The organism is Streptomyces sp. NPDC045967 (assembly GCF_056430495.1).
This window is the reverse complement of sequence record NZ_JBWKLE010000010.1, coordinates 69,363-87,242: the sequence shown is the minus strand read 5'-3', so window position 1 is coordinate 87,242 and position 17,880 is coordinate 69,363. Positions and strand designations below refer to the sequence as shown.

The window sequence follows — 17,880 nt, the reverse complement described above, 5'->3', positions numbered from 1 at the left end:
GTGGCCGGATTTCACGACCCCGCAACGCCACCGCCACGCTGGACCCTGCCGCGGCCCGCTCCCGGAAGCGGCGCCGGGCGACCGTTGGACGGCAGCCCGGCGAGGCCGTTCTGCCGGACGCCCGCACACGCACCCGCCACGCACCCGCAGCGCGCATCCGCAGCGCACATCCGCCGCACGCACCCGGAGCGCGCCCCCGCGCCGGGATCCGGAGTCGGGATCCGCTGTCGTCGCCGCGGCGCGGCCGGAACGGTGCTGCTCAGCCCGGCCGCGACGGAGGCCCCCGGCGCTCAGATGAGAGGGGGAGATCACACCCGTTGGTGTAGTGCCGCTTGAGCGTCCTCCCCTACATTCGAGGCCATGACGGTCCTGCCTGACGACGGGCTCTCCCTGGCCGCCGAGTTCCCCGCCGCGACACATGAGCAGTGGCAGCGCCTTGTAGAGGGCGTACTGCGCAAGTCGGGCAAGGAAGCCTCCGGCGAGGCCGCTGAAGAAGCGTTGTCCACCCAGCTCGAGGACGGGCTCACCACCCGCCCGCTGTACACCGCGACGGCCGACGGGTCGTCCGCCGACACCGGTTTCCCCGGATTCGCCCCCTTCGTACGGGGCGGCAGGCCGGAGGGCACCACCGCGAACGGCTGGGACGTGCGCCAGCGCCTGGTGGGCACCGACCCGGCGCGCCTGAACGAGGCGGCCCTCGCCGACCTGGAGAACGGGGTCACCTCCCTCTGGCTGACCACGGGCCGCTCCGGCATCCCCGCCGGCGCTCTGGGCCGCGCCCTGGAGGGGGTCTACCTCGACCTCGCCCCGGTCGTCCTGGACGCCGGGGCCGACTACGCCGAGGCCGCCCGCGCGCTGCTGGAGCTGTACGCCGAGCGCGGGGTCTCCCCTGAGGCCGCGCGGGCCTCCTTCGGCGCCGACCCGCTGGGCCACGAAGCCCGTACCGGCGAGGCGCAGGATCCGGCGGACGCCGTGGAGCTGGCCCGGGAGGCCGCCGCCGGCTGGCCCGGGATCCGGGCCCTGACCGTCGACGCCCTGCCCTACCACGAGGCCGGCGGCAGCGCCGCCGAGGAGCTGGCGCTCTCGCTGGCCACCGGCGTCGCCTACCTGCGCGCCCTCACCGGGGCGGGCCTGAGCACCGGGGCGGCCCTCGCGCAGCTGGAGTTCCGCTACGCCGCCACCGCCGACCAGTTCCTCACGATCGCGAAGCTGCGCGCCGCGCGGCGTCTGTGGTCCCGGATCGCCGAGGCCTCGGGGGCCCCGGAGGCGGGCGCCCAGTACCAGCACGCGGTGACGTCTCCGGTGATGATGACCCGCCGGGATCCGTGGGTGAACATGCTGCGCACCACCGTGGCCTGCATGGCCGCGGGCGTCGGCGGCGCGGACGCGGTCACCGTCCTGCCCTTCGACCACGAGCTGGGCCTGCCGGACGCCTTCGCGCGCCGGATCGCCCGCAACACCTCCACCATCCTGCTGGAGGAGTCCCACCTGGCCCGCGTCATCGACCCGGCCGGCGGCTCCTACTACGTCGAGCGGCTGACGGACGAACTCGCGCACGCCGCCTGGGAGTTCTTCCAGACCCTGGAGAAGGCGGGCGGCCAGGCCGCCACCCTGCGCTCCGGACTGGTCGCCGAGCGGCTCGCCGCCACCTGGGCCGCCCGTTCGAAGAAGCTGGCCAAGCGCCGCGAACCGATCACCGGCGTCAGCGAGTTCCCGCTGCTGTCGGAGAAGCCGGTCGTCCGCGAGCCCGCCCCCGCCGCCCCCGCAGGCGGTCTGCCCCGCGTGCGGCGCGACGAGGCGTACGAGGCCCTGCGCGCGCGCAGCGACGCACACCTGGCGGCGACCGGTGAGCGGCCGAGGATCTTCCTGGCCGCCCTCGGTCCGGCGGCCGCGCACACCGCGCGCGCCACCTTCGCCTCGAACCTCTTCCAGGCGGGCGGCATCTCGCCGGTGCACGACCCGGTGTCGGTCGACGCGGCGACGGCCGGCGCGGCCTACGCCGCGAGCGGCGCGGACGGCATGGCCGTGCTCTGCTCGAGCGACGCGCTGTACGAGGAGCACGCCGAGGCGGTGGCCGGCGCGCTGCGCGCGGCGGGCGCCACGACCGTGTTCCTCGCCGGAAAGCCCGGCACCGCAGAGGCTTCCGTGGACGAGTACGTCTTCGCCGGCTGTGACGCCGTCGCCGTGCTGTCCTCCGTACTCGACCGGATGGGAGTGCCGTCTTGAGCATCCCCGATTTCTCCGAGCTGGCGCTCGGCCCCACCGCCGCCGCCGGGATCACCGAGGACCAGTGGCGCGCCGCGGTGAAGGAGTCCACCGGCACCGCGGCCGGGGACCTGCTGTGGGAGACCCCCGAGGGCATCGGCGTCAAGCCGCTGTACACGGGCCGGGACCTCGAGGGCCTGGACTTCCTCGAGACGTATCCGGGCGTGGCCCCCTACCTGCGCGGCCCGTACCCGACGATGTACGTCAACCAGCCCTGGACGATCCGGCAGTACGCCGGCTTCTCCACGGCCGAGGAGTCGAACGCCTTCTACCGGCGCAACCTGGCCGCCGGCCAGAAGGGCCTGTCGGTGGCCTTCGACCTGCCGACGCACCGCGGTTACGACAGCGACCACCCGCGGGTGACCGGTGACGTCGGCATGGCGGGCGTGGCGATCGACTCGATCTACGACATGCGCCAGCTCTTCGACGGGATCCCGCTGGACAAGATGTCGGTGTCGATGACGATGAACGGCGCGGTGCTGCCGGTCCTCGCCCTCTACATCGTGGCGGCGGAGGAGCAGGGCGTCTCCCCCGACAAGCTCGCCGGGACCATCCAGAACGACATCCTCAAGGAGTTCATGGTCCGCAACACCTACATCTATCCGCCGGGTCCCTCGATGCGGATCATCTCCGACATCTTCTCCTTCACCTCGCAGAAGATGCCGCGGTACAACTCGATCTCCATCTCCGGCTACCACATCCAGGAGGCCGGGGCCACGGCCGACCTGGAGCTCGCGTACACCCTCGCCGACGGTGTGGAGTACCTGCGTGCGGGCCAGGCGGTCGGGCTGAACGTGGACGCGTTCGCGCCGCGCCTGTCGTTCTTCTGGGCGATCGGCATGAACTTCTTCATGGAGGTCGCCAAGCTGCGCGCGGCCCGTCTGCTGTGGGCCCGCCTGGTCAGGCAGTTCGATCCGCAGAACCCCAAGTCGCTGTCCCTGCGCACCCATTCGCAGACCTCGGGTTGGTCGCTGACGGCGCAGGACGTCTTCAACAACGTCACGCGCACGTGCATCGAGGCGATGGCCGCGACGCAGGGCCACACCCAGTCGCTGCACACCAACGCCCTGGACGAGGCGCTGGCGCTGCCGACGGACTTCTCGGCGCGCATCGCCCGCAACACCCAGCTGCTGCTCCAGCAGGAATCGGGGACCTGCCGGTCGATCGACCCCTGGGGCGGCAGCGCGTACGTCGAGAAGCTGACCTACGACCTGGCGCGGCGGGCGTGGCAGCACATCGAGGAGGTCGAGGCGGCCGGCGGCATGGCGCAGGCCATCGACGCGGGCATCCCGAAGCTGCGCGTCGAGGAGGCCGCGGCCCGTACCCAGGCGCGGATCGACTCCGGCCGGCAGCCGGTGATCGGCGTCAACAAGTACCGGGTGGAGAGCGACGAGGCGATCGAGGTCCTGAAGGTCGACAACTCCTCGGTGCGCGCCCAGCAGATCGCCAAGCTGCGCCGGCTGCGCGAGGAGCGCGACGAGGCGGTCACGCAGGACGCGCTGCGGGCGCTGACGAACGCGGCGGAGCGGGGTTCGGCGGGCCAGGGGCTGGAGGGCAACCTCCTCGCCCTGGCGGTGGACGCGGCGCGCGCCAAGGCCACCGTGGGGGAGATCTCGGACGCCCTGGAGAAGGTGTACGGGCGGCACGCGAGCCAGATCCGTACGATCTCGGGTGTGTACCGCACCGAAGCAGGCGAGTCCCCGTCCGTGGAGCGCACGCGTGCGCTCGTCGACCGTTTCGAGGAGGCGGAAGGCCGCCGTCCGCGCATCCTGGTCGCCAAGATGGGCCAGGACGGGCACGACCGCGGCCAGAAGGTGATCGCGACCGCCTTCGCCGACCTGGGCTTCGACGTGGACGTCGGCCCGCTGTTCCAGACCCCGGCGGAGGTGGCCCGCCAGGCCGTCGAGGCCGACGTCCACGTCGTGGGCGTCTCCTCCCTCGCGGCCGGCCACCTGACCCTCGTACCGGCGCTGCGCGAGCAGTTGGCGGAAGAGGGCCGCGAGGACATCATGATCGTCGTGGGCGGGGTCATCCCGCCGGCCGACGTGCCGACGCTCCTGGAGATGGGCGCGACGGCGGTGTTCCCGCCGGGAACGGTGATCCCCGACGCGGCCCACGACCTGGTGACGCGGCTGTCCGCGGACCTGGGCCACGGGCTGTAGGCGGCCGCCGGTGCCGAAGATCGACATCGAGGCGTACGCGAAGGGCGTGCTCGACGGGAAACGCGCGTTCATCGCGCGGGCGGTCACCCTCGTCGAGTCCACCCTGCCCGCCCACCGGGCGCTGGCGCAGGCGTTGTTGACGGAGTTGCTGCCGCACGCGGGCAAGGCGCGCCGCATCGGGATCAGCGGGGTGCCGGGGGTGGGCAAGTCCACCTTCATCGACGCGTTCGGCACGATGCTGACCGGGCTCGGCCACCGGGTCGCGGTCCTGGCGGTGGACCCGTCCTCCACGCGCACGGGCGGCTCCATCCTCGGCGACAAGACGCGGATGGAGCGGCTCGCGGTGGACCCGGCGGCGTTCGTCCGGCCCTCGCCGTCCGCGGGGACGCTGGGCGGGGTCGCGAAGGCCACCCGCGAGTCGATGATCGTCATGGAGGCGGCGGGCTACGACGTGGTCCTCGTCGAGACGGTCGGCGTCGGCCAGTCCGAGACCACGGTCGCGGGCATGGTCGACTCCTTCCTCCTGCTCTCCCTGGCCCGTACGGGCGACCAGTTGCAGGGCATCAAGAAGGGCGTCCTGGAACTGGCCGACGTCCTGGCGGTGAACAAGGCGGACGGGCCGCACGAGCGCGACGCGAAGGCCGCGGCACGCGAACTGTCGGGCGCGCTGCGGCTGATGCACCCGGCGGACGCGGCGTGGACCCCGCCGGTGCTGACGTGCAGCGCCCGGGAGTCGGCCGGCCTCGACGAGATCTGGAACAGCCTGGAACAGCACCGCCGGCTGCTGGACGCGAACGGCCGCCTGGCGGCGAAGCGGGCGGCGCAGCAGGTGGAGTGGACCTGGTCGATGGTCCGCGACGAACTCCTGGACCGCCTGCGCGCCGATCCGGCGGTCCGCTCCCTGGCCCCGTCCCTGGAGGAGTCGGTCCGCGCGGGCACGGTCACACCGACGTCGGCGGCGGACCGGATCCTGGCGGCTTTCGGAACCCAGTGAGCCGGCGGGCCGGGCGGAGCCGATCCAGCCCGGGCCGATCCAAGCCCCGCTCCCGGTCTTGCCCGGCTCCGATCCCGCCCCGCCGGTAGTCCGCAGGCGCTTTCAGCCCCGCCGGCGTGTGAGGCGCGGGGTCCGGGCGGGAGCCCCGGCAGCGGCGCCGCAGACAACGCCGGACCGGCAGGCCCGCCCCAGCCCCGCCGGCGTCTGGGCTCGGGGTGCGGGGCGGAGCCTTGGGCAGCCGGGACACCAGGGCGGCGGGGGCTACGCCCCGACCAGCACCGACCCCGGCGCCCCCAGCACCTCACGCAGGATCCGGACCTGCTCATCGGCCTCGCCGGAGGCGAGCAGCGCCGACAGCACGGCGATCCGCGCCTGCCCCGCCCGCAGCGTCCCCGTCGGCACCGCACCCGCCGCCACGAGGTCCACCGCCCCGCCGTGGGTGTAGATCTCGGTGACGGGCCCCGCCATGACCCGCGTGGTCAACGCGACCAGCACCCCGCGCCCGACAGCCGCCCGCACCGCCTCCACGATCTCGGGCGTCGCATTGCCCGCACCCGTCCCGACGAGGACGACACCCCGCGCGCCGGCCGCAACAGCCGCGTTCAGCAGCACCGCGTCCCCGTCCGCGTGGTGCACCACCACGTCCACCCGCGGCGGCAGCTCCGGCATGGCGGGCAGCGCGAGCGGAGCGGGCCGCTGGGGCGTGCGCAGCACGGTGACCTTGCCGAAGCCGATCTTCCCGAGCAGTTCCTGCGAGGGGTCGGCGAACGCGTCCAGCGCCACCGCCTGCGTCTTCACGGTGCCGCGCGCCGCGTGCACGCGCCCCGCGAACGCGATCAGCACACCCAGCCCGCGCGTGGTGGCGGCGGTGAGCAGCGCGTCGTACAGGTTCTCCGGCCCGTCCCCGTCCGCGGTGCCCATGGGCCGCTGCGAACCGGTGAAGACCACGGAGCGCGCGTCGTGGTGGTGCAGGTCGACGAGGAACGCCGACTCCTCCAGGGTGTCCGTGCCGTGGGTGACGACGATGCCGTCGACGCCGGGGTCGGCGAGCACCTCGTGCACGGTGCGCAGCAGGGTGAGCTGGTGGGCGGTGGTGAGCCGCGGGCTGTTCACGCTGAACAGGTCCACCACCTCGACGGTGACGCCCTCGGGCAGCGGCGCGGTGGCCATGACCTCACTGCCGTCGGCGTCCGCCGCGAACCCGGAGCCCTGCCAACGGCTGGCTATGGTTCCGCCGGTACTGATGACGACGATCCGCCCCATGGCCGCGGCCACCTCTCTCGCACATGTGTACTGAAACCGGAAAAGGCAATGATAGAGAGATGCACGCGCAATGTGATTGCCTCTTTCCCCTCGCCCGTAACACTCCCTGGGCGATAATTGCGCCATGGACGCCATCGACCGTGAAATCTTGCGCGAGCTCCAGGCGGACGGCCGCCTGAGCAACCAGGAACTCGCCCAGCGGGTCGGCCTGACCCCCTCCCCCTGCATGCGCCGCGTACGCCAGCTGGAACAGGACGGGGTGATCCAGGGCTACCGCGCCGTGATCTCCCCCGAGGCGGTCGGCCGCGGCTTCGAGGTCCTCGTCTCGGTGGAGGTCCGGCGCGACCGCGAGGCGGTCGAGGCCTTCGAGGCCGCCCTCCAGGACATCCCCGACGTCATCGAGGCCTACCGCCTCTTCGGCAGCCCCGGCTGCCTGCTGCGCATCGCCGTCGCGGACCTGCGCGCCTACGAACGTCTGTGGATCGAGAAGCTGACCGCCCTGTCCGGGGTCACCGAGGTGAACTCGCAGATCATCATGAAACGCATCAAGGAACCCACGGGCCTCCCGGTCGCCCGCTGAGCCGGGATTCCCCGCCCCGTACCAGGAGTCAGCCACAGCGCCGCATGCGGACGCCGCTCGCCGGCCGGCGGGCTTCCGAAGCGGTGGGTCTCCAGCGTGGATACCAGAGGGAATCCGGCGGCCCAGACGGCGGCGAGGAACCATCCCCCGCTCCACAACGCCCGGGTTTTCCACGGCTGATGAACCTGGTGAGTAGGCACCCACCCATTCCAGCGGCGCTCCTCGGCCCGGTCATGACAGTCAGGTCGAGACCTCTTGGTCGCGTTTCCCCTACCAACTCGTCGGCGGAGCACGGCTTGTGACCGGCGCCTGCCCCGCACTGGTCGGGCGTTCCCGCCCACGCCCGGTCCCGCGTGCCTGACCCCGCACCGATCGCTTCGCTCTGCGACGCGAGCGGGTCGGCGTCGGGCCGCGTCCGCCCAACCGCCCGGCGCCGCCGCGGAGTTCCGGGCCGTCGGCCGAGCTCACCCCCGTGAAGCTCGACCCCGGCCCGGCCGCGGACGCCACCTCGACACTTCAGTGGCGACGAAGCATTGGTAACGTACACCAGAGTCACTATCCGGCGTCAACCAAAGTGTTGCCGTTGCCGGTCCGAGGGGCCTCGAGAAACACTGTGGTGGGCAGAGGCCCGGTATCACGCCAAGGAGGTCGTGTACGTGGAGGATGACCAGTCGCCCACCTTCGCCCAACTCCTGGACCACCTCTTCCGCGAGGTGCACCCCCCTTCGCGGGGCCCCTACACCTACGCGGAGGTCGCCGAGGGCATCCGCAAGGCCGCCACCGGAGAGGGCCGCGGGGTGACGGCGAGCGCCATCCAGCAACTGCGCACCGGCGCCAAGCGGAACCCGACGCGGCACACCATCAAGGCGCTCGCCGACTTCTTCGGCGTACCGGCGGGCTACTTCGTCGACAGCGCGGCCGCCGAGCGTACGAAAGCGGAGATAGCCCTGATCGCCGCCATGCGGGACCAGGACGTCCGCAAAGTGGCCCTGCGCGCCAACGGCCTGAGCGTCGACAGCCTGAAGATGCTGTCCACCGTGATCGAACAGGCTCGGAAGCTCGAAGGGCTCACCACCGACGACAGCACCCAGGACCTCAACCTGGACGACTGAGCCGCGCACCGGACGGCGGCGCCGCGCTCTCCACCCCGACACGGCGCGCCCCCCACCCGCCCCACCCGCCCCCGACGCGATACACCCCGCGACACGCGATACCGCGACACCCCTCGACGCCCCCCTGAGCCCGATCAACGGCAGGGGGGCATCAGCCATTTCCCGGAACAGGTCCGGCATCCCGGGCGGCACGACACGTCCGCGGCCGTACCCCGCCCGCGCAGCGGAGTCGCGAACATGTCAGCATGGGCGCGCGCAACGGGCCTGCGGGGAGACGTGTGGAGACGTTCCGCGACGGCCGACCGGCCCCCTACCGGCTCACCAGGGTGAGGACATGGATTTCGAGCAGCTTCGCGCCGCGTGTGAGGCACGCGTCGAGGCGCTCGGACTCCCGCACCGCTTCAGCACCCGCGACCTCCGCGACGCGGTGGCCGAGCGACGCGGACGCCCCATCGTCCTGCGCCCGCTGAGCACGCTGGGCGCCCTGGACGCCCCGTGCGGGATCCGCCTGGAGACCGCGGACGCCGACCTGTTGTTCTACGAGGAGGCCACCTCCCCCCTCCACCAGAACCACATCCTCGCCCACGAGATCAGCCACATCATCTGCGATCACCCCGGCAGTCTGGAACTGGACCAGGACACCCTCCGCGCGATCGGCTTCAACCCGACCCTCGTCCAGCGCATGTCCGGCCGGACCAGCTACACCAGCGAGGACGAGCGCGAGGCCGAGGTGATGGCCAGCGTGATCCGCCACCTCATGTACCGGGGACGCGAAAGCCCGCCGAGTCGGCCCGCCAGCGGCGCCGAGAGCTGGGACGCGCTGTTCGCCGAGCCGCACAGGAAGAAAAGCCACCGGAAATGATCAACATCCTCTTCACGGGCACGGCCGTCGTGCTGCTGTGCTTCGCCGTCTACTGGGTGCGGGGGCGCGGCGGACACCGCCCCACGGGCACCTGGGCGATGGCGGCGCTGCTGACCTCGTTCGCACTCGCCTTCGCCTCCTACGCCCCCGCCGTGGAGCGCGCTGTCGAATCCGTGGTTCCCCACGTCGCCCGGCTCCTCAGCAACACCTTCACCCTGACGGCGGCCACCTCGGTCCTCGCCTTCCTCTTCCAGCTCAACCTGGACCGCGAACGGGCCCACCGGCAGATCAGGTTGCGCGTCGTCGCCCTCGCAATCTCGGTCGCCGGCATGACCGCCTTCTTCACCGCCGAACAACTCGCCGGTCGCAACCCGGTGTTGTACGCGTGCTACGTACTGATCTACATCTCCTTCCTGGGCTACACGGCCAAGGACTTCCTGCTGCAGACCTGGGCCCAGTCCAAGCGCTCGACCCGCCGAAGCCAGCGCTGGGGCCTGCGCACCACTTCCGTGGGCTGCGGTTTCGCCCTCGCCTACGCCGCGTACAAGCTCTTCGCGCTGGTGTCCATCGGCCTCGGGCTGGGGCTCGTTCCCGACCACGCCCGGTGCTCGACGCCGCTGACCCCCTTCCGCTGCGCGTTCAGCGTGACCGCGCCCGCCGTCGCCGTGCTCCTCATCACCCTCGGCCTCACCCTCCCCGCCCTGCTGTGGCCGCTCAGCCAACTGCGCCGGCGTCGCTGGGAGCGGAACTCGTTCACCGCGCTGGAACCGCTGTGGCGGGAGGTCACCGCGGCGGTCCCCGAGGTCGTGCTCGACCCGGGTGACACCGGGGCCGACACCCACGACCTCGACTTCCACCTGCACCGCCGGGTCATCGAGATCAACGACTGCGTGCTGGCCCTGCGCCGGTACCGTCCCGCGTCGGTACGCGACACCGCGGCCGCCGAGACCGCCCGCCGCGGTACGGCCGGCACCCCCGAGGGCGAAGCCGAGGTGGAGGCGGCGGTCCTCGCCGCGGCCGTCGCCGCGAAGCACGCCGGAGCCACCCCCGAGGGCGACGAGGCCCCGCCCGCCACCGGGACCGCCTCCCGCAAGGGCGACCTCCAGGCGGAGACCGCGTGGCTGCTGCTCGTGGCGGACGCCTACGCGCGGCACCGGGCACCGGTCAACGCGGGCGCGGCCTCGTGACCGCCCCCCGGCAGGGCCCGCTGCGCGACCCGCGGTTCTTCGCCGACCCCTACCCCACCTACGACCGCCTGCGCGAAGGCTGCCCGGTCCGCCGGATCCCCACCGGCTCCGGCGGCCACCACGCCTACCTGATCACCGGCCACTCCGAGGCCCGCGAGGCGTTCACCGACCCCCGCCTGTCCAAGGACACGGCCCGCTTCTTCGCCGACCGGCCCTCGAACCGCGACCTGCATCCGGCGATCTCCCGCAACATGCTGGCCAGCGACCCGCCCGCGCACACCCGCCACCGGCGGGTCGCGACACGGCTGTTCACGACCGGCCGCGTCAGGGAGCTGCGCCCCTTCATCACCCGCGTCGTCGAGGACCTCACGGCCCCGTGGCGACCCGGTACGGACATCGACCTGGTGGCGGACCTGGCGATCCCCCTGCCGGTCACCGTCGTCTGCGAACTGCTCGGCGTACCGGAAGCCGACCGCACCGCCCTCGCCGCCTGGTCCCACGACCTCTTCGACGCGACCGACACCGCTCGCATCGACGCCGCGTCGCACCGCATCGGCGACTACCTCACCGACCTGATCGACACGGCCCGGGCGAACCCCGGCGACGGCCCGCTCCACTCCCTCCTGCGCGACTGCGGCGAGGGCGGGCTCGACCGGGAGGAGACCGTCTCCCTGGCCGCGCTCCTCCTGGTCGCCGGGCACGAGACCACCACCCACTTCATCGGCAACGCCGTCCTGGCCCTGCTCCGCCACCCCGACGCCCTCGACCGCCTGCGCCGGAACCCGGACCTGATCCCCGCCGCCCTCGACGAACTGCTCCGCTTCGACTCCCCGGTGAGCGTGGCCACCTTCCGCCACAGCACGCAGGACCTGCGCGTCGGCGGCATCGACATCCCGGCCGGCTACCCGGTCCTGATCGCCCCCGGAGCCGCGAACCGCGACCCCTCCAGGTTCCCCGACCCGGCCGCCCTGGACCTCGACCGCGACGCCACCGCCCACCTCTCCTTCGGCCACGGCGTCCACCGCTGCCCGGGCGCCCCCCTGGCCCGCGCCGAGGCGGAGATCACCCTCCGCACCCTCCTGACCCGCTACCCGAACACCCGCCTGGCCGTCCCCCCGGACGCCCTGACCTGGCGCCACACCCGCCTGACCCGCGGCCTGAAAGCCCTCCCGCTCACCCTCCTGGCCTGACGCACGGCGAAACGCTGCGAGTAGCGGGCCCGGGAACCGCGTACCGCGCCCCCGGGGCACCACGCGCCCCGGGGAAACCCAGGCCCCTGCTCACGGGCAGCGGCGAAGAGGAGCAGGGGGCGACCTCCCCTTCGCCTGCCGGCTGCCCCGCGGGACGGGGCCACCCGTCCGGCGCCGACCGCTGTTTTGGCCGCCCTGGCGCGGGCAGCCGCCCGTAGAGGTGGTCGAGACAGAAGGACACCGAGATGACCAAGCACACACCGGACGCCGCGCGGCAGGCCGAATACCAGCGTGCGCGGAGCAGCGAGGAACCGGGAGCCCACTCGGGCTCGGAGAGCCAGGCGCAGGAGCGCGTCGTGCCCGGTACGGCGAGCGCCCGCGAGGGTTACCACCAGGCCGGAACCGGCAGCGGGGAGCCGCTGACCGGGGTCGAGGCCACATCCGAGGAGGACGCCGGGGAGGCCGAGGACGCCGCGGGAACGGACTCCGATTCCGCCGACTCCGGGAACCGGTGAGAGGGGACGGGGCCGTGGCAGTCACACGGGCGCAGGTCCGAGCCCTCCTCGATCCTTCCGGCGGGAACCACTCGCTCGTGCTGCTGGAGGGGCGTACGGAGGTCGTCCCCTCGGACCGGCTGGCATCGGAGCCGTACTCCGGGGCCCTCGAAATCGCCTCGGGCCGGGATCTGGCCGCGACCCTGCCGTCCGGCACCCCGACCGACCAGGATCTCGACGCCTTGGCGTCACGGTTGGAGACCGCGATCACGCATCTGGGGGCATGATCAGCGCACCACCAGACCTGGGAGCAGGTGGCACAGGCGCGGCGGGTGCCTAGGAAGCGGCCAGGCGCGTCGTCGTGGGCGCGGAACCGGACCGGGGCGACCGAAGCCGTCGGACCGGCGGCCGACGGCGCCGCACCCGTCGGCAGGCGGGCGGGCAGGGGCAGGCGCGGGCGCAGGGCAGGCGCGGGCAGGCAGGCAGGCAGAGCCAGACGGCCTGACCGGCGTTTCTCCGCAGGCGGCCGCCCGGCCCCGTGAAAGCCTCACGCATCACCCCGTAGACCCTGCCCGAGGTGGCCCAGCCGTGATCCTCGATCCCCGCGTCACCGTCGTCGTCATCACCCACAACCGCCGCGACCAGCTGCTGCACACCCTCGACCGGCTGGCCGCGCTGCCGGAACGGCCGCCCGTGATCGTCGTCGACAACGCGTCGGCCGACGGGACCTCGGAAGCCGTCGCCCGGCTCCGGCCGGAGGTCACCGTGCTGGCCGCCGGCCGCAATCTCGGAGCTCCGGGACGGAATCTGGGCGTACGCCACGCGCGCACCCCGTACGTGGCGTTCAGCGACGACGATTCCTGGTGGGAGGCGGGATCCCTGGCGCGCGCGGCGGACCTGCTCGACCGGCACGCGCGCCTCGGCTTGCTCGCCGCCGGCATCCGTGTGGGTCCCGATGGCGACGCCGATCCGCTGAACGACCGGCTCGCCGCCTCCCCGCTCGACCATGCCGCCGATCTGCCCGGGCCACCGGTGCTCGGATTCCTGGCCTGCGCCGCCGTAGCCCGACGGGACGCCTACCTCCAAGTCGGCGGCTACCAGCCGATCCTGTTCCTCGGCGGCGAGGAGACCCTGCTCGCCTACGACCTGGCCGCGCACGGATGGGGGGTGTGCCACGTCCCGGACGTGGTGGCCGTGCACCGGCCGACCGGGGGCGTACGGCCCGGCCGGCCCGCGGTCCAGCGCCGCAACGCCGCCCTCACCGCCTGGCTGCGCCGCCCGCTGCGCGTCGCCGTGGAGCACACCCGCCGGCTCGCGGCCGAGGCGCCGCGCGATCCGGAAGCCCGCCAGGCGCTCATGGGAGTGCTCACCAGGCTCCCGGCGGCGCTGCGCTCGCGCCGCCCGCTGCCGCCGACCGTCGAGGCGGCCGCCCGCCTCCTGGACGCGGACGGAGCGCGGGGCTGATCGGCAGAGGCGCGCCCGGCGTTCGGATCGTGGTCGCCCGGTCGTCCACGATGCGGGCGGCCCAGTGGCGGATCTTGCCGCGTTCCCCCTGAAACACCAGGTCAGAGCCGTATGAAGGGGGCGTCAGGTGGCGCAATACTGCGGCAACACCACAGGGATCGCTCTGCCGGTACGTTCCCTCCCATGCCAGCCGAACCCGCTCCCGCCGCCCTCCCGGTCGCCGCCGCGCGCCGCCGACGGCTGCGTGCGGACCAGGCCCGGCAGCTCGCCGACCTGCTGCGCCACCAGATCCTGGCGGGCGGTTTCCCCCACGGGGTACTGCCCCTGGAGAACACGATCGCCGCCGACTACCGAACCAGCCGCAACACCGTCCGGCAGGCCCTGGACCTGCTGCGCGGCGAGCACCTCATCGACCGGCAGCCCGGCGTCGGCACCGTCGTGGTCTGCGAGAAGTACCCGCACGGCCTGGACCGCCTCCAGGGCCTGGCCGAGACCCTGCACGAACACGGACGGGTCACCAACGAGGTCCGTACCGTCGGGCCGGTGACCGCCCCGGGCCCGGTCGCCCACCGACTGGGGCTGCCCGAGCACACCGATGTCCTCTGTATCGAGCGGCTGCGCCGCCTGGGCGGACTGCCGCTGTCGCTCGACCTGTCCTACCTGCCCATGGACGTGGGCGGCGAACTGCTCGGCTGCGACCTCGAGAACACGGACGTGTTCCGGCTCCTGGAAGCACTGACCGGTGGCCCGCTGGGCCATGCCGAGATCACGCTGGAGGCCGTCAACGCCGACGCGCACTCCGCCGCGGTGCTCCAGGCCCCGCGCGGGGCGGCCCTGCTGATGCTGGAACGGCTGACGCATCTGCCCGACGGCCGGCCGGTGGACCTGGAGTTCATCCGGTTCCGCGGTGACCGCATCACCATGAGCGGTGTGCTCCGCCGCTCCCCTTGAGCCCCTGGCCTCCTGGCCCCCTGGCCTCCTGAGCCCTTGAGCCCCTGAGCCCCGAGTTCCGCCCTCCCCCCTTCCTCGTGTTACCCGCCCTTCCGGGCCCTTGGAGACAGCCATGCCCCTTGTTCCGCAGCGCGCCGACGTGCCCGTGACCATCGACGAGTCCAAGTGCATCGACGGCTGCACGCTCTGCGTCGACATGTGTCCGCTCGACTCGCTCGCGATCCGCGAGGACAACGGCAAGGCGTACATGCACGTGGACGAGTGCTGGTACTGCGGCCCGTGCGCGGCCCGCTGCCCCACCGGCGCGGTCACCGTCAACATGCCCTACCTGCTCCGGTGAAAGGCCGAACTCCCATGAACAACGGCAGAATCCCGCTCGTTCTGCTCGCCCTGCTGGTGCCGCTGACCACCGCCTGTGAGGCCGCGGCCGGCGCAGGCGCCGACGGCAAGGCCGCCCCGAAGACGGTCACGGTCACGGTCGGCTACCAGTCGAAGACCATCAACACCGTCACCGCCGGCACCCTGCTGCGCTCCCTCGGCTACTTCGAGGAGGAGCTGGCGGCCCGCGGGAAGAAGGACGGCACCACCTACAAGGTCGAGTGGCAGGATTATGCGACCGGCGCGCCGATCACCGCCCAGATGACCGCCGGGAAGATCGACATCGGTTCGATGGGCGACTTCCCGCTGCTGATCAACGCGGCCCGCGGCAAGGAACTGCGCCAGCCGACCCGCTTGGTCGCGGTCACCGGCTACAACCTGCGCGGCGGCCTGAACACCGTGGTCACCGCTCCGCAATCGCCCCTGCGGTCGCTGGCCGACCTGCGCGGGAAGAAGGTCTCCACCAGCGTCGGCTCGGCCGCCGACGGCACTCTGGTCCGGGCCCTCCAGCAGGCCGGCATCGATCCGGACAAGGGCATCCAGAAGCTGAACCAGCAGCCGAGCGTGGGTGCTTCGGCCCTGACCGCCGGCAGCGCGGACGCGCTCTCCCAGTTCGTCGCCTGGCCCGGCCAGCTGGCCTTCGAGGGGCGCGCCACGGCTCTGTACGACGGGGCGGAACTGAACCTGCCGACCTTCCACGGAGTCACGGTCCGGGAGAAGTTCGCCAGGGAGCGGGCCGGGGTCCTCGACGACTTCCTCACGGCGCAGCGACGGGCCACCGACCACCTGCGCGAGCAGCCGGTCGCCGCCGCCGAGTCGGTCGCCAAGGAGACCGGGCTGCCGGCGGAAGTGGTCTACCTCTACAACGGCGCCAACGGCATCGCCACCTTCGACCCGGAGCTCCGCCCGGAGCTGATCGCCGCGCTGAAGGAGGACGTGCCGGTACTGAAGGCCGCCGCGCTGGTCGGCGACGTCGACGTGGACGCGTTCGTCGACCCGGCGCCGCTGAAGCGGGCCGTGCCGGCGCCGGCCTACCCGCCGGCGGGCGCCGCCAAGCCCGAACTGTGGCTGAAGGGCCAGAGCACCACGCGCACGTTCGACAGCCCCAAGGAGCTGCTGAAGGCCGCCAAGGGCGCGGACGTGCGGGCCGCGTACGTGCCGGACGCGCTGACCGGCACCCCGTGGTTCGCCGACAAGGCGGTGTGGGTGGCGGACGGCGCCGAGCTTCGCGCCTTCGTCACCCCGGCCAGTGCCAAGCGGTACGCCGACGGTCATCCCGGGTCTCGGATCATCCGCTACGCGGACGCCGTGGGTCTGGTGTCATGAGTGCGGGCCGCTGGCTGCTGCGCGCCGCCTCGCTGGGCGCGGCCCTCGCGCTGTGGCAGGTGCTGACATCCCTGGACGTCAACCTGTGGCTGCGGTTCGAGCAGTTCCCGACGGTGAGCGAGGTCGCCTCCGCCTTCACCGATCGGCTCGGCACCGGCCCGTACTGGCAGGACCTGGGCCACAGCCTCCGCCGGATCGTGGTGGGCTTCCTGTTGGCCGCCGTGCTGGGGGTGGCGGCCGGTACGGCGATCGCCCGGTCGCGGTGGGCCGCCGACCTGCTGGGCCCGCTGGTGGAGGTGGTACGGCCGGTGCCGGCCATCGCCCTGGTTCCGGTCGCCATCCTGCTCCTGCCGACGAACGAGCAGGGCATCGTCTTCATCACCTTCACCGCCGCCTTCTTCCCGGTGGTGGTGTCGACCCGGCACGCGGTCCGGGCGCTCGCCCCGGTCTGGGAAGAGGCCGTGCTGACCATGGGAGGCGGCCGGCTGCGGGTGCTGTTCTCGGTGGTGCTGCCCGGCGCCCTGCCCGGCGTCTTCGGCGGTCTGTCGGTGGGCATCGGCGTCGCGTGGATCTGCGTGATCTCCGCCGAGATGATCTCGGGCGAGTACGGGGTGGGTTACCGCACCTGGCAGGACTACACCATCGTCGACTACCCCGGAGTCTTCGTCGGGATGGCCACCATCGGGGCCCTCGGATGGCTCACCTCGACCGCCGTGGAGCTCCTCGGCCGCCGCGCCACGGCCTGGCTGCCGCGCCCGGCCGCACGGGGTGGTGCCCAGGCGAAGCGGCCGGCGTCGCGCGGGGCCGCCACCCGCACCCGCCCGCGCACCGGCGCCGTCCCCGCCGCCGCCCTCACCGCCGTTCCCCGGAAGGAACCGGTCCCATGAGCCCCACGATCCTGCCCACGGCGCCCGCGCCGACCACCGGGGCCGCACTCGCCCTGCACGACGTACGGCTCGGCCATCCGGACGGCGCTGCTCTGCCGGGCACCGTCAGCCTGCGCATCCCGCCGGGCGAACTGCTCGCGGTGGTCGGGCCCTCCGGCTGTGGGAAGTCCACCTTGCTGCGCACCCTCGCCGGGCTGCTGCCGCCGCTGGACGGCCGGGTCACCCAGGACGACGAGCCGATCACCCGGCCCGCCGCCGACCGGGCGCTGGTGTTCCAGCACGACGCCCTCCTGCCCTGGCGCACCGTCCGCGCCAATGTGGAACTGCCCCTGGCCATCCGCCGGCTCCCCCGGACCGAGCGGCGGTGGTCCGCGGCCGACTGGCTGGACCGGGTCGGTCTGGCCGAGCACGCCCGCAAGCTGCCGCACCAACTGTCCGGCGGGCAACGACAGCGGGTCCAGCTGGCCCGCGCCCTGGCCGGCCGGCCCCGCGCCGTCCTGATGGACGAACCCTTCGGCGCCCTCGACGCGCACACCCGCGCCGAGATGCAGGACCTGCTGGTGGACATCCTGCGGGGCACCGGCGCGACGGTCGTCTTCGTCACCCACGACGTGGACGAGGCCCTGCACCTCGGAGACCGGGTCGCCCTTCTGGGCACCGGCCAGGTGCTGGACGTACCGCACCCGCGCGACCGCGACGCGCAGCGCGATCCCGGCACCGTCGAACTGCGCCGCCGCATCCTGGAATCCTTCTAGAACGATCCGA

Annotated in this window: 17 protein-coding genes; 16 read left to right on the top strand and 1 reads right to left on the bottom strand. The window is 73.0% G+C overall.

Annotated elements, in window-relative coordinates:
• Positions 1-360 precede the first annotated feature (360 nt).
• Genes AC07FY_RS20500 through meaB form a run of 3 tightly spaced genes read left to right on the top strand, consistent with a single transcriptional unit; the run spans position 361 to position 5,421 of the window.
• Positions 361-2,226: a methylmalonyl-CoA mutase family protein gene (locus AC07FY_RS20500; protein ID WP_479008131.1), complete on the top strand. Its 1,866-nt coding sequence runs from the start codon at positions 361-363 to the stop codon at positions 2,224-2,226.
• Complete coding sequence (gene scpA / locus AC07FY_RS20495; RefSeq protein ID WP_479008129.1) at positions 2,223-4,427, top strand: methylmalonyl-CoA mutase; 2,205 nt, start codon at positions 2,223-2,225, stop codon at positions 4,425-4,427. Before AC07FY_RS20500 ends, scpA begins: the two co-directional genes overlap by 4 nt.
• Before the next feature lie 10 nt (positions 4,428-4,437).
• Positions 4,438-5,421 carry a methylmalonyl Co-A mutase-associated GTPase MeaB gene (meaB, locus tag AC07FY_RS20490; protein ID WP_479008128.1) on the top strand — a complete coding sequence of 328 codons (984 nt, stop codon included), beginning with the start codon at positions 4,438-4,440 and terminating at the stop codon, positions 5,419-5,421.
• A 261-nt stretch (positions 5,422-5,682) separates the two neighbouring features.
• On the opposite strand, the gene AC07FY_RS20485 is transcribed toward meaB, so the two are convergent.
• Positions 5,683-6,684, bottom strand: a complete 1,002-nt coding sequence (locus AC07FY_RS20485) for an asparaginase (RefSeq protein WP_479008127.1) — start codon at positions 6,682-6,684, stop codon at positions 5,683-5,685.
• 124 nt (positions 6,685-6,808) lie between these two features.
• Here AC07FY_RS20485 and AC07FY_RS20480 point away from each other — a divergent pair, with 124 nt between their 5' ends.
• The 13 genes from AC07FY_RS20480 to AC07FY_RS20420 all read left to right on the top strand — a co-directional run bounded on the left by AC07FY_RS20480 (position 6,809) and on the right by AC07FY_RS20420 (position 17,870).
• Complete coding sequence (locus AC07FY_RS20480) at positions 6,809-7,264, top strand: Lrp/AsnC family transcriptional regulator (RefSeq protein ID WP_479008126.1); 456 nt, start codon at positions 6,809-6,811, stop codon at positions 7,262-7,264.
• 656 nt (positions 7,265-7,920) lie between these two features.
• Entirely contained in the window at positions 7,921-8,376 is a 456-nt protein-coding gene (locus tag AC07FY_RS20475; RefSeq protein ID WP_479008125.1) for a helix-turn-helix domain-containing protein, read from the top strand.
• A gap of 334 nt (positions 8,377-8,710) precedes the next feature.
• Positions 8,711-9,238: a regulator component gene (locus AC07FY_RS20470; protein WP_479008124.1), complete on the top strand. Its 528-nt coding sequence runs from the start codon at positions 8,711-8,713 to the stop codon at positions 9,236-9,238.
• Positions 9,235-10,425, top strand: a complete 1,191-nt coding sequence (locus AC07FY_RS20465; RefSeq protein ID WP_479008122.1) for an MAB_1171c family putative transporter — start codon at positions 9,235-9,237, stop codon at positions 10,423-10,425. The genes AC07FY_RS20470 and AC07FY_RS20465 overlap by 4 nt, the downstream gene beginning before the upstream one ends.
• Positions 10,422-11,615 carry a cytochrome P450 family protein gene (locus tag AC07FY_RS20460; RefSeq protein ID WP_479008120.1) on the top strand — a complete coding sequence of 398 codons (1,194 nt, stop codon included), beginning with the start codon at positions 10,422-10,424 and terminating at the stop codon, positions 11,613-11,615. Before AC07FY_RS20465 ends, AC07FY_RS20460 begins: the two co-directional genes overlap by 4 nt.
• Before the next feature lie 245 nt (positions 11,616-11,860).
• The gene (locus tag AC07FY_RS20455; protein WP_479008119.1) at positions 11,861-12,130 is read left to right on the top strand and encodes a hypothetical protein; all 270 of its coding nucleotides are present in this window, start codon (positions 11,861-11,863) and stop codon (positions 12,128-12,130) included.
• 14 nt (positions 12,131-12,144) lie between these two features.
• Positions 12,145-12,396, top strand: coding sequence for a hypothetical protein (locus tag AC07FY_RS20450; protein WP_479008117.1), 252 nt, complete (start codon positions 12,145-12,147; stop codon positions 12,394-12,396).
• Positions 12,397-12,700: 304 nt separating this feature from the next.
• On the top strand, positions 12,701-13,573 hold the full coding sequence (locus AC07FY_RS20445) for a glycosyltransferase family 2 protein (RefSeq protein ID WP_479008348.1): 873 nt from the start codon (positions 12,701-12,703) through the stop codon (positions 13,571-13,573).
• A 183-nt stretch (positions 13,574-13,756) separates the two neighbouring features.
• Complete coding sequence (locus tag AC07FY_RS20440; protein ID WP_479008115.1) at positions 13,757-14,524, top strand: GntR family transcriptional regulator; 768 nt, start codon at positions 13,757-13,759, stop codon at positions 14,522-14,524.
• 112 nt (positions 14,525-14,636) lie between these two features.
• Positions 14,637-14,864: a 4Fe-4S dicluster domain-containing protein gene (locus AC07FY_RS20435; protein WP_125741086.1), complete on the top strand. Its 228-nt coding sequence runs from the start codon at positions 14,637-14,639 to the stop codon at positions 14,862-14,864.
• A 14-nt stretch (positions 14,865-14,878) separates the two neighbouring features.
• Positions 14,879-16,228 (top strand): ABC transporter substrate-binding protein, encoded by a 1,350-nt coding sequence (locus AC07FY_RS20430; protein WP_479008113.1) that lies wholly within the window; start codon positions 14,879-14,881, stop codon positions 16,226-16,228.
• Positions 16,225-17,115, top strand: coding sequence for an ABC transporter permease (locus AC07FY_RS20425; RefSeq protein ID WP_479008111.1), 891 nt, complete (start codon positions 16,225-16,227; stop codon positions 17,113-17,115). The genes AC07FY_RS20430 and AC07FY_RS20425 overlap by 4 nt, the downstream gene beginning before the upstream one ends.
• Entirely contained in the window at positions 17,112-17,870 is a 759-nt protein-coding gene (locus AC07FY_RS20420; protein ID WP_479008109.1) for an ABC transporter ATP-binding protein, read from the top strand. Before AC07FY_RS20425 ends, AC07FY_RS20420 begins: the two co-directional genes overlap by 4 nt.
• The last annotated feature ends 10 nt before the right edge of the window (positions 17,871-17,880 follow it).

Excerpts from the sequence above, each read along its gene's own strand:
- AC07FY_RS20500 (WP_479008131.1), top strand. The coding sequence starts at position 361 with ATGACGGTCCTGCCTGACGACGGGCTCTCCCTGGCCGCCGAGTTCCCC.
- AC07FY_RS20485 (WP_479008127.1), bottom strand. The coding sequence starts at position 6,684 with ATGGGGCGGATCGTCGTCATCAGTACCGGCGGAACCATAGCCAGCCGT.
- AC07FY_RS20480 (WP_479008126.1), top strand. The coding sequence starts at position 6,809 with ATGGACGCCATCGACCGTGAAATCTTGCGCGAGCTCCAGGCGGACGGC.
- AC07FY_RS20470 (WP_479008124.1), top strand. The coding sequence starts at position 8,711 with ATGGATTTCGAGCAGCTTCGCGCCGCGTGTGAGGCACGCGTCGAGGCG.
- AC07FY_RS20465 (WP_479008122.1), top strand. The coding sequence starts at position 9,235 with ATGATCAACATCCTCTTCACGGGCACGGCCGTCGTGCTGCTGTGCTTC.
- AC07FY_RS20455 (WP_479008119.1), top strand. The coding sequence starts at position 11,861 with ATGACCAAGCACACACCGGACGCCGCGCGGCAGGCCGAATACCAGCGT.
- AC07FY_RS20440 (WP_479008115.1), top strand. The coding sequence starts at position 13,757 with ATGCCAGCCGAACCCGCTCCCGCCGCCCTCCCGGTCGCCGCCGCGCGC.
- AC07FY_RS20435 (WP_125741086.1), top strand. The coding sequence starts at position 14,637 with ATGCCCCTTGTTCCGCAGCGCGCCGACGTGCCCGTGACCATCGACGAG.
- AC07FY_RS20430 (WP_479008113.1), top strand. The coding sequence starts at position 14,879 with ATGAACAACGGCAGAATCCCGCTCGTTCTGCTCGCCCTGCTGGTGCCG.
- AC07FY_RS20425 (WP_479008111.1), top strand. The coding sequence starts at position 16,225 with ATGAGTGCGGGCCGCTGGCTGCTGCGCGCCGCCTCGCTGGGCGCGGCC.
- AC07FY_RS20420 (WP_479008109.1), top strand. The coding sequence starts at position 17,112 with ATGAGCCCCACGATCCTGCCCACGGCGCCCGCGCCGACCACCGGGGCC.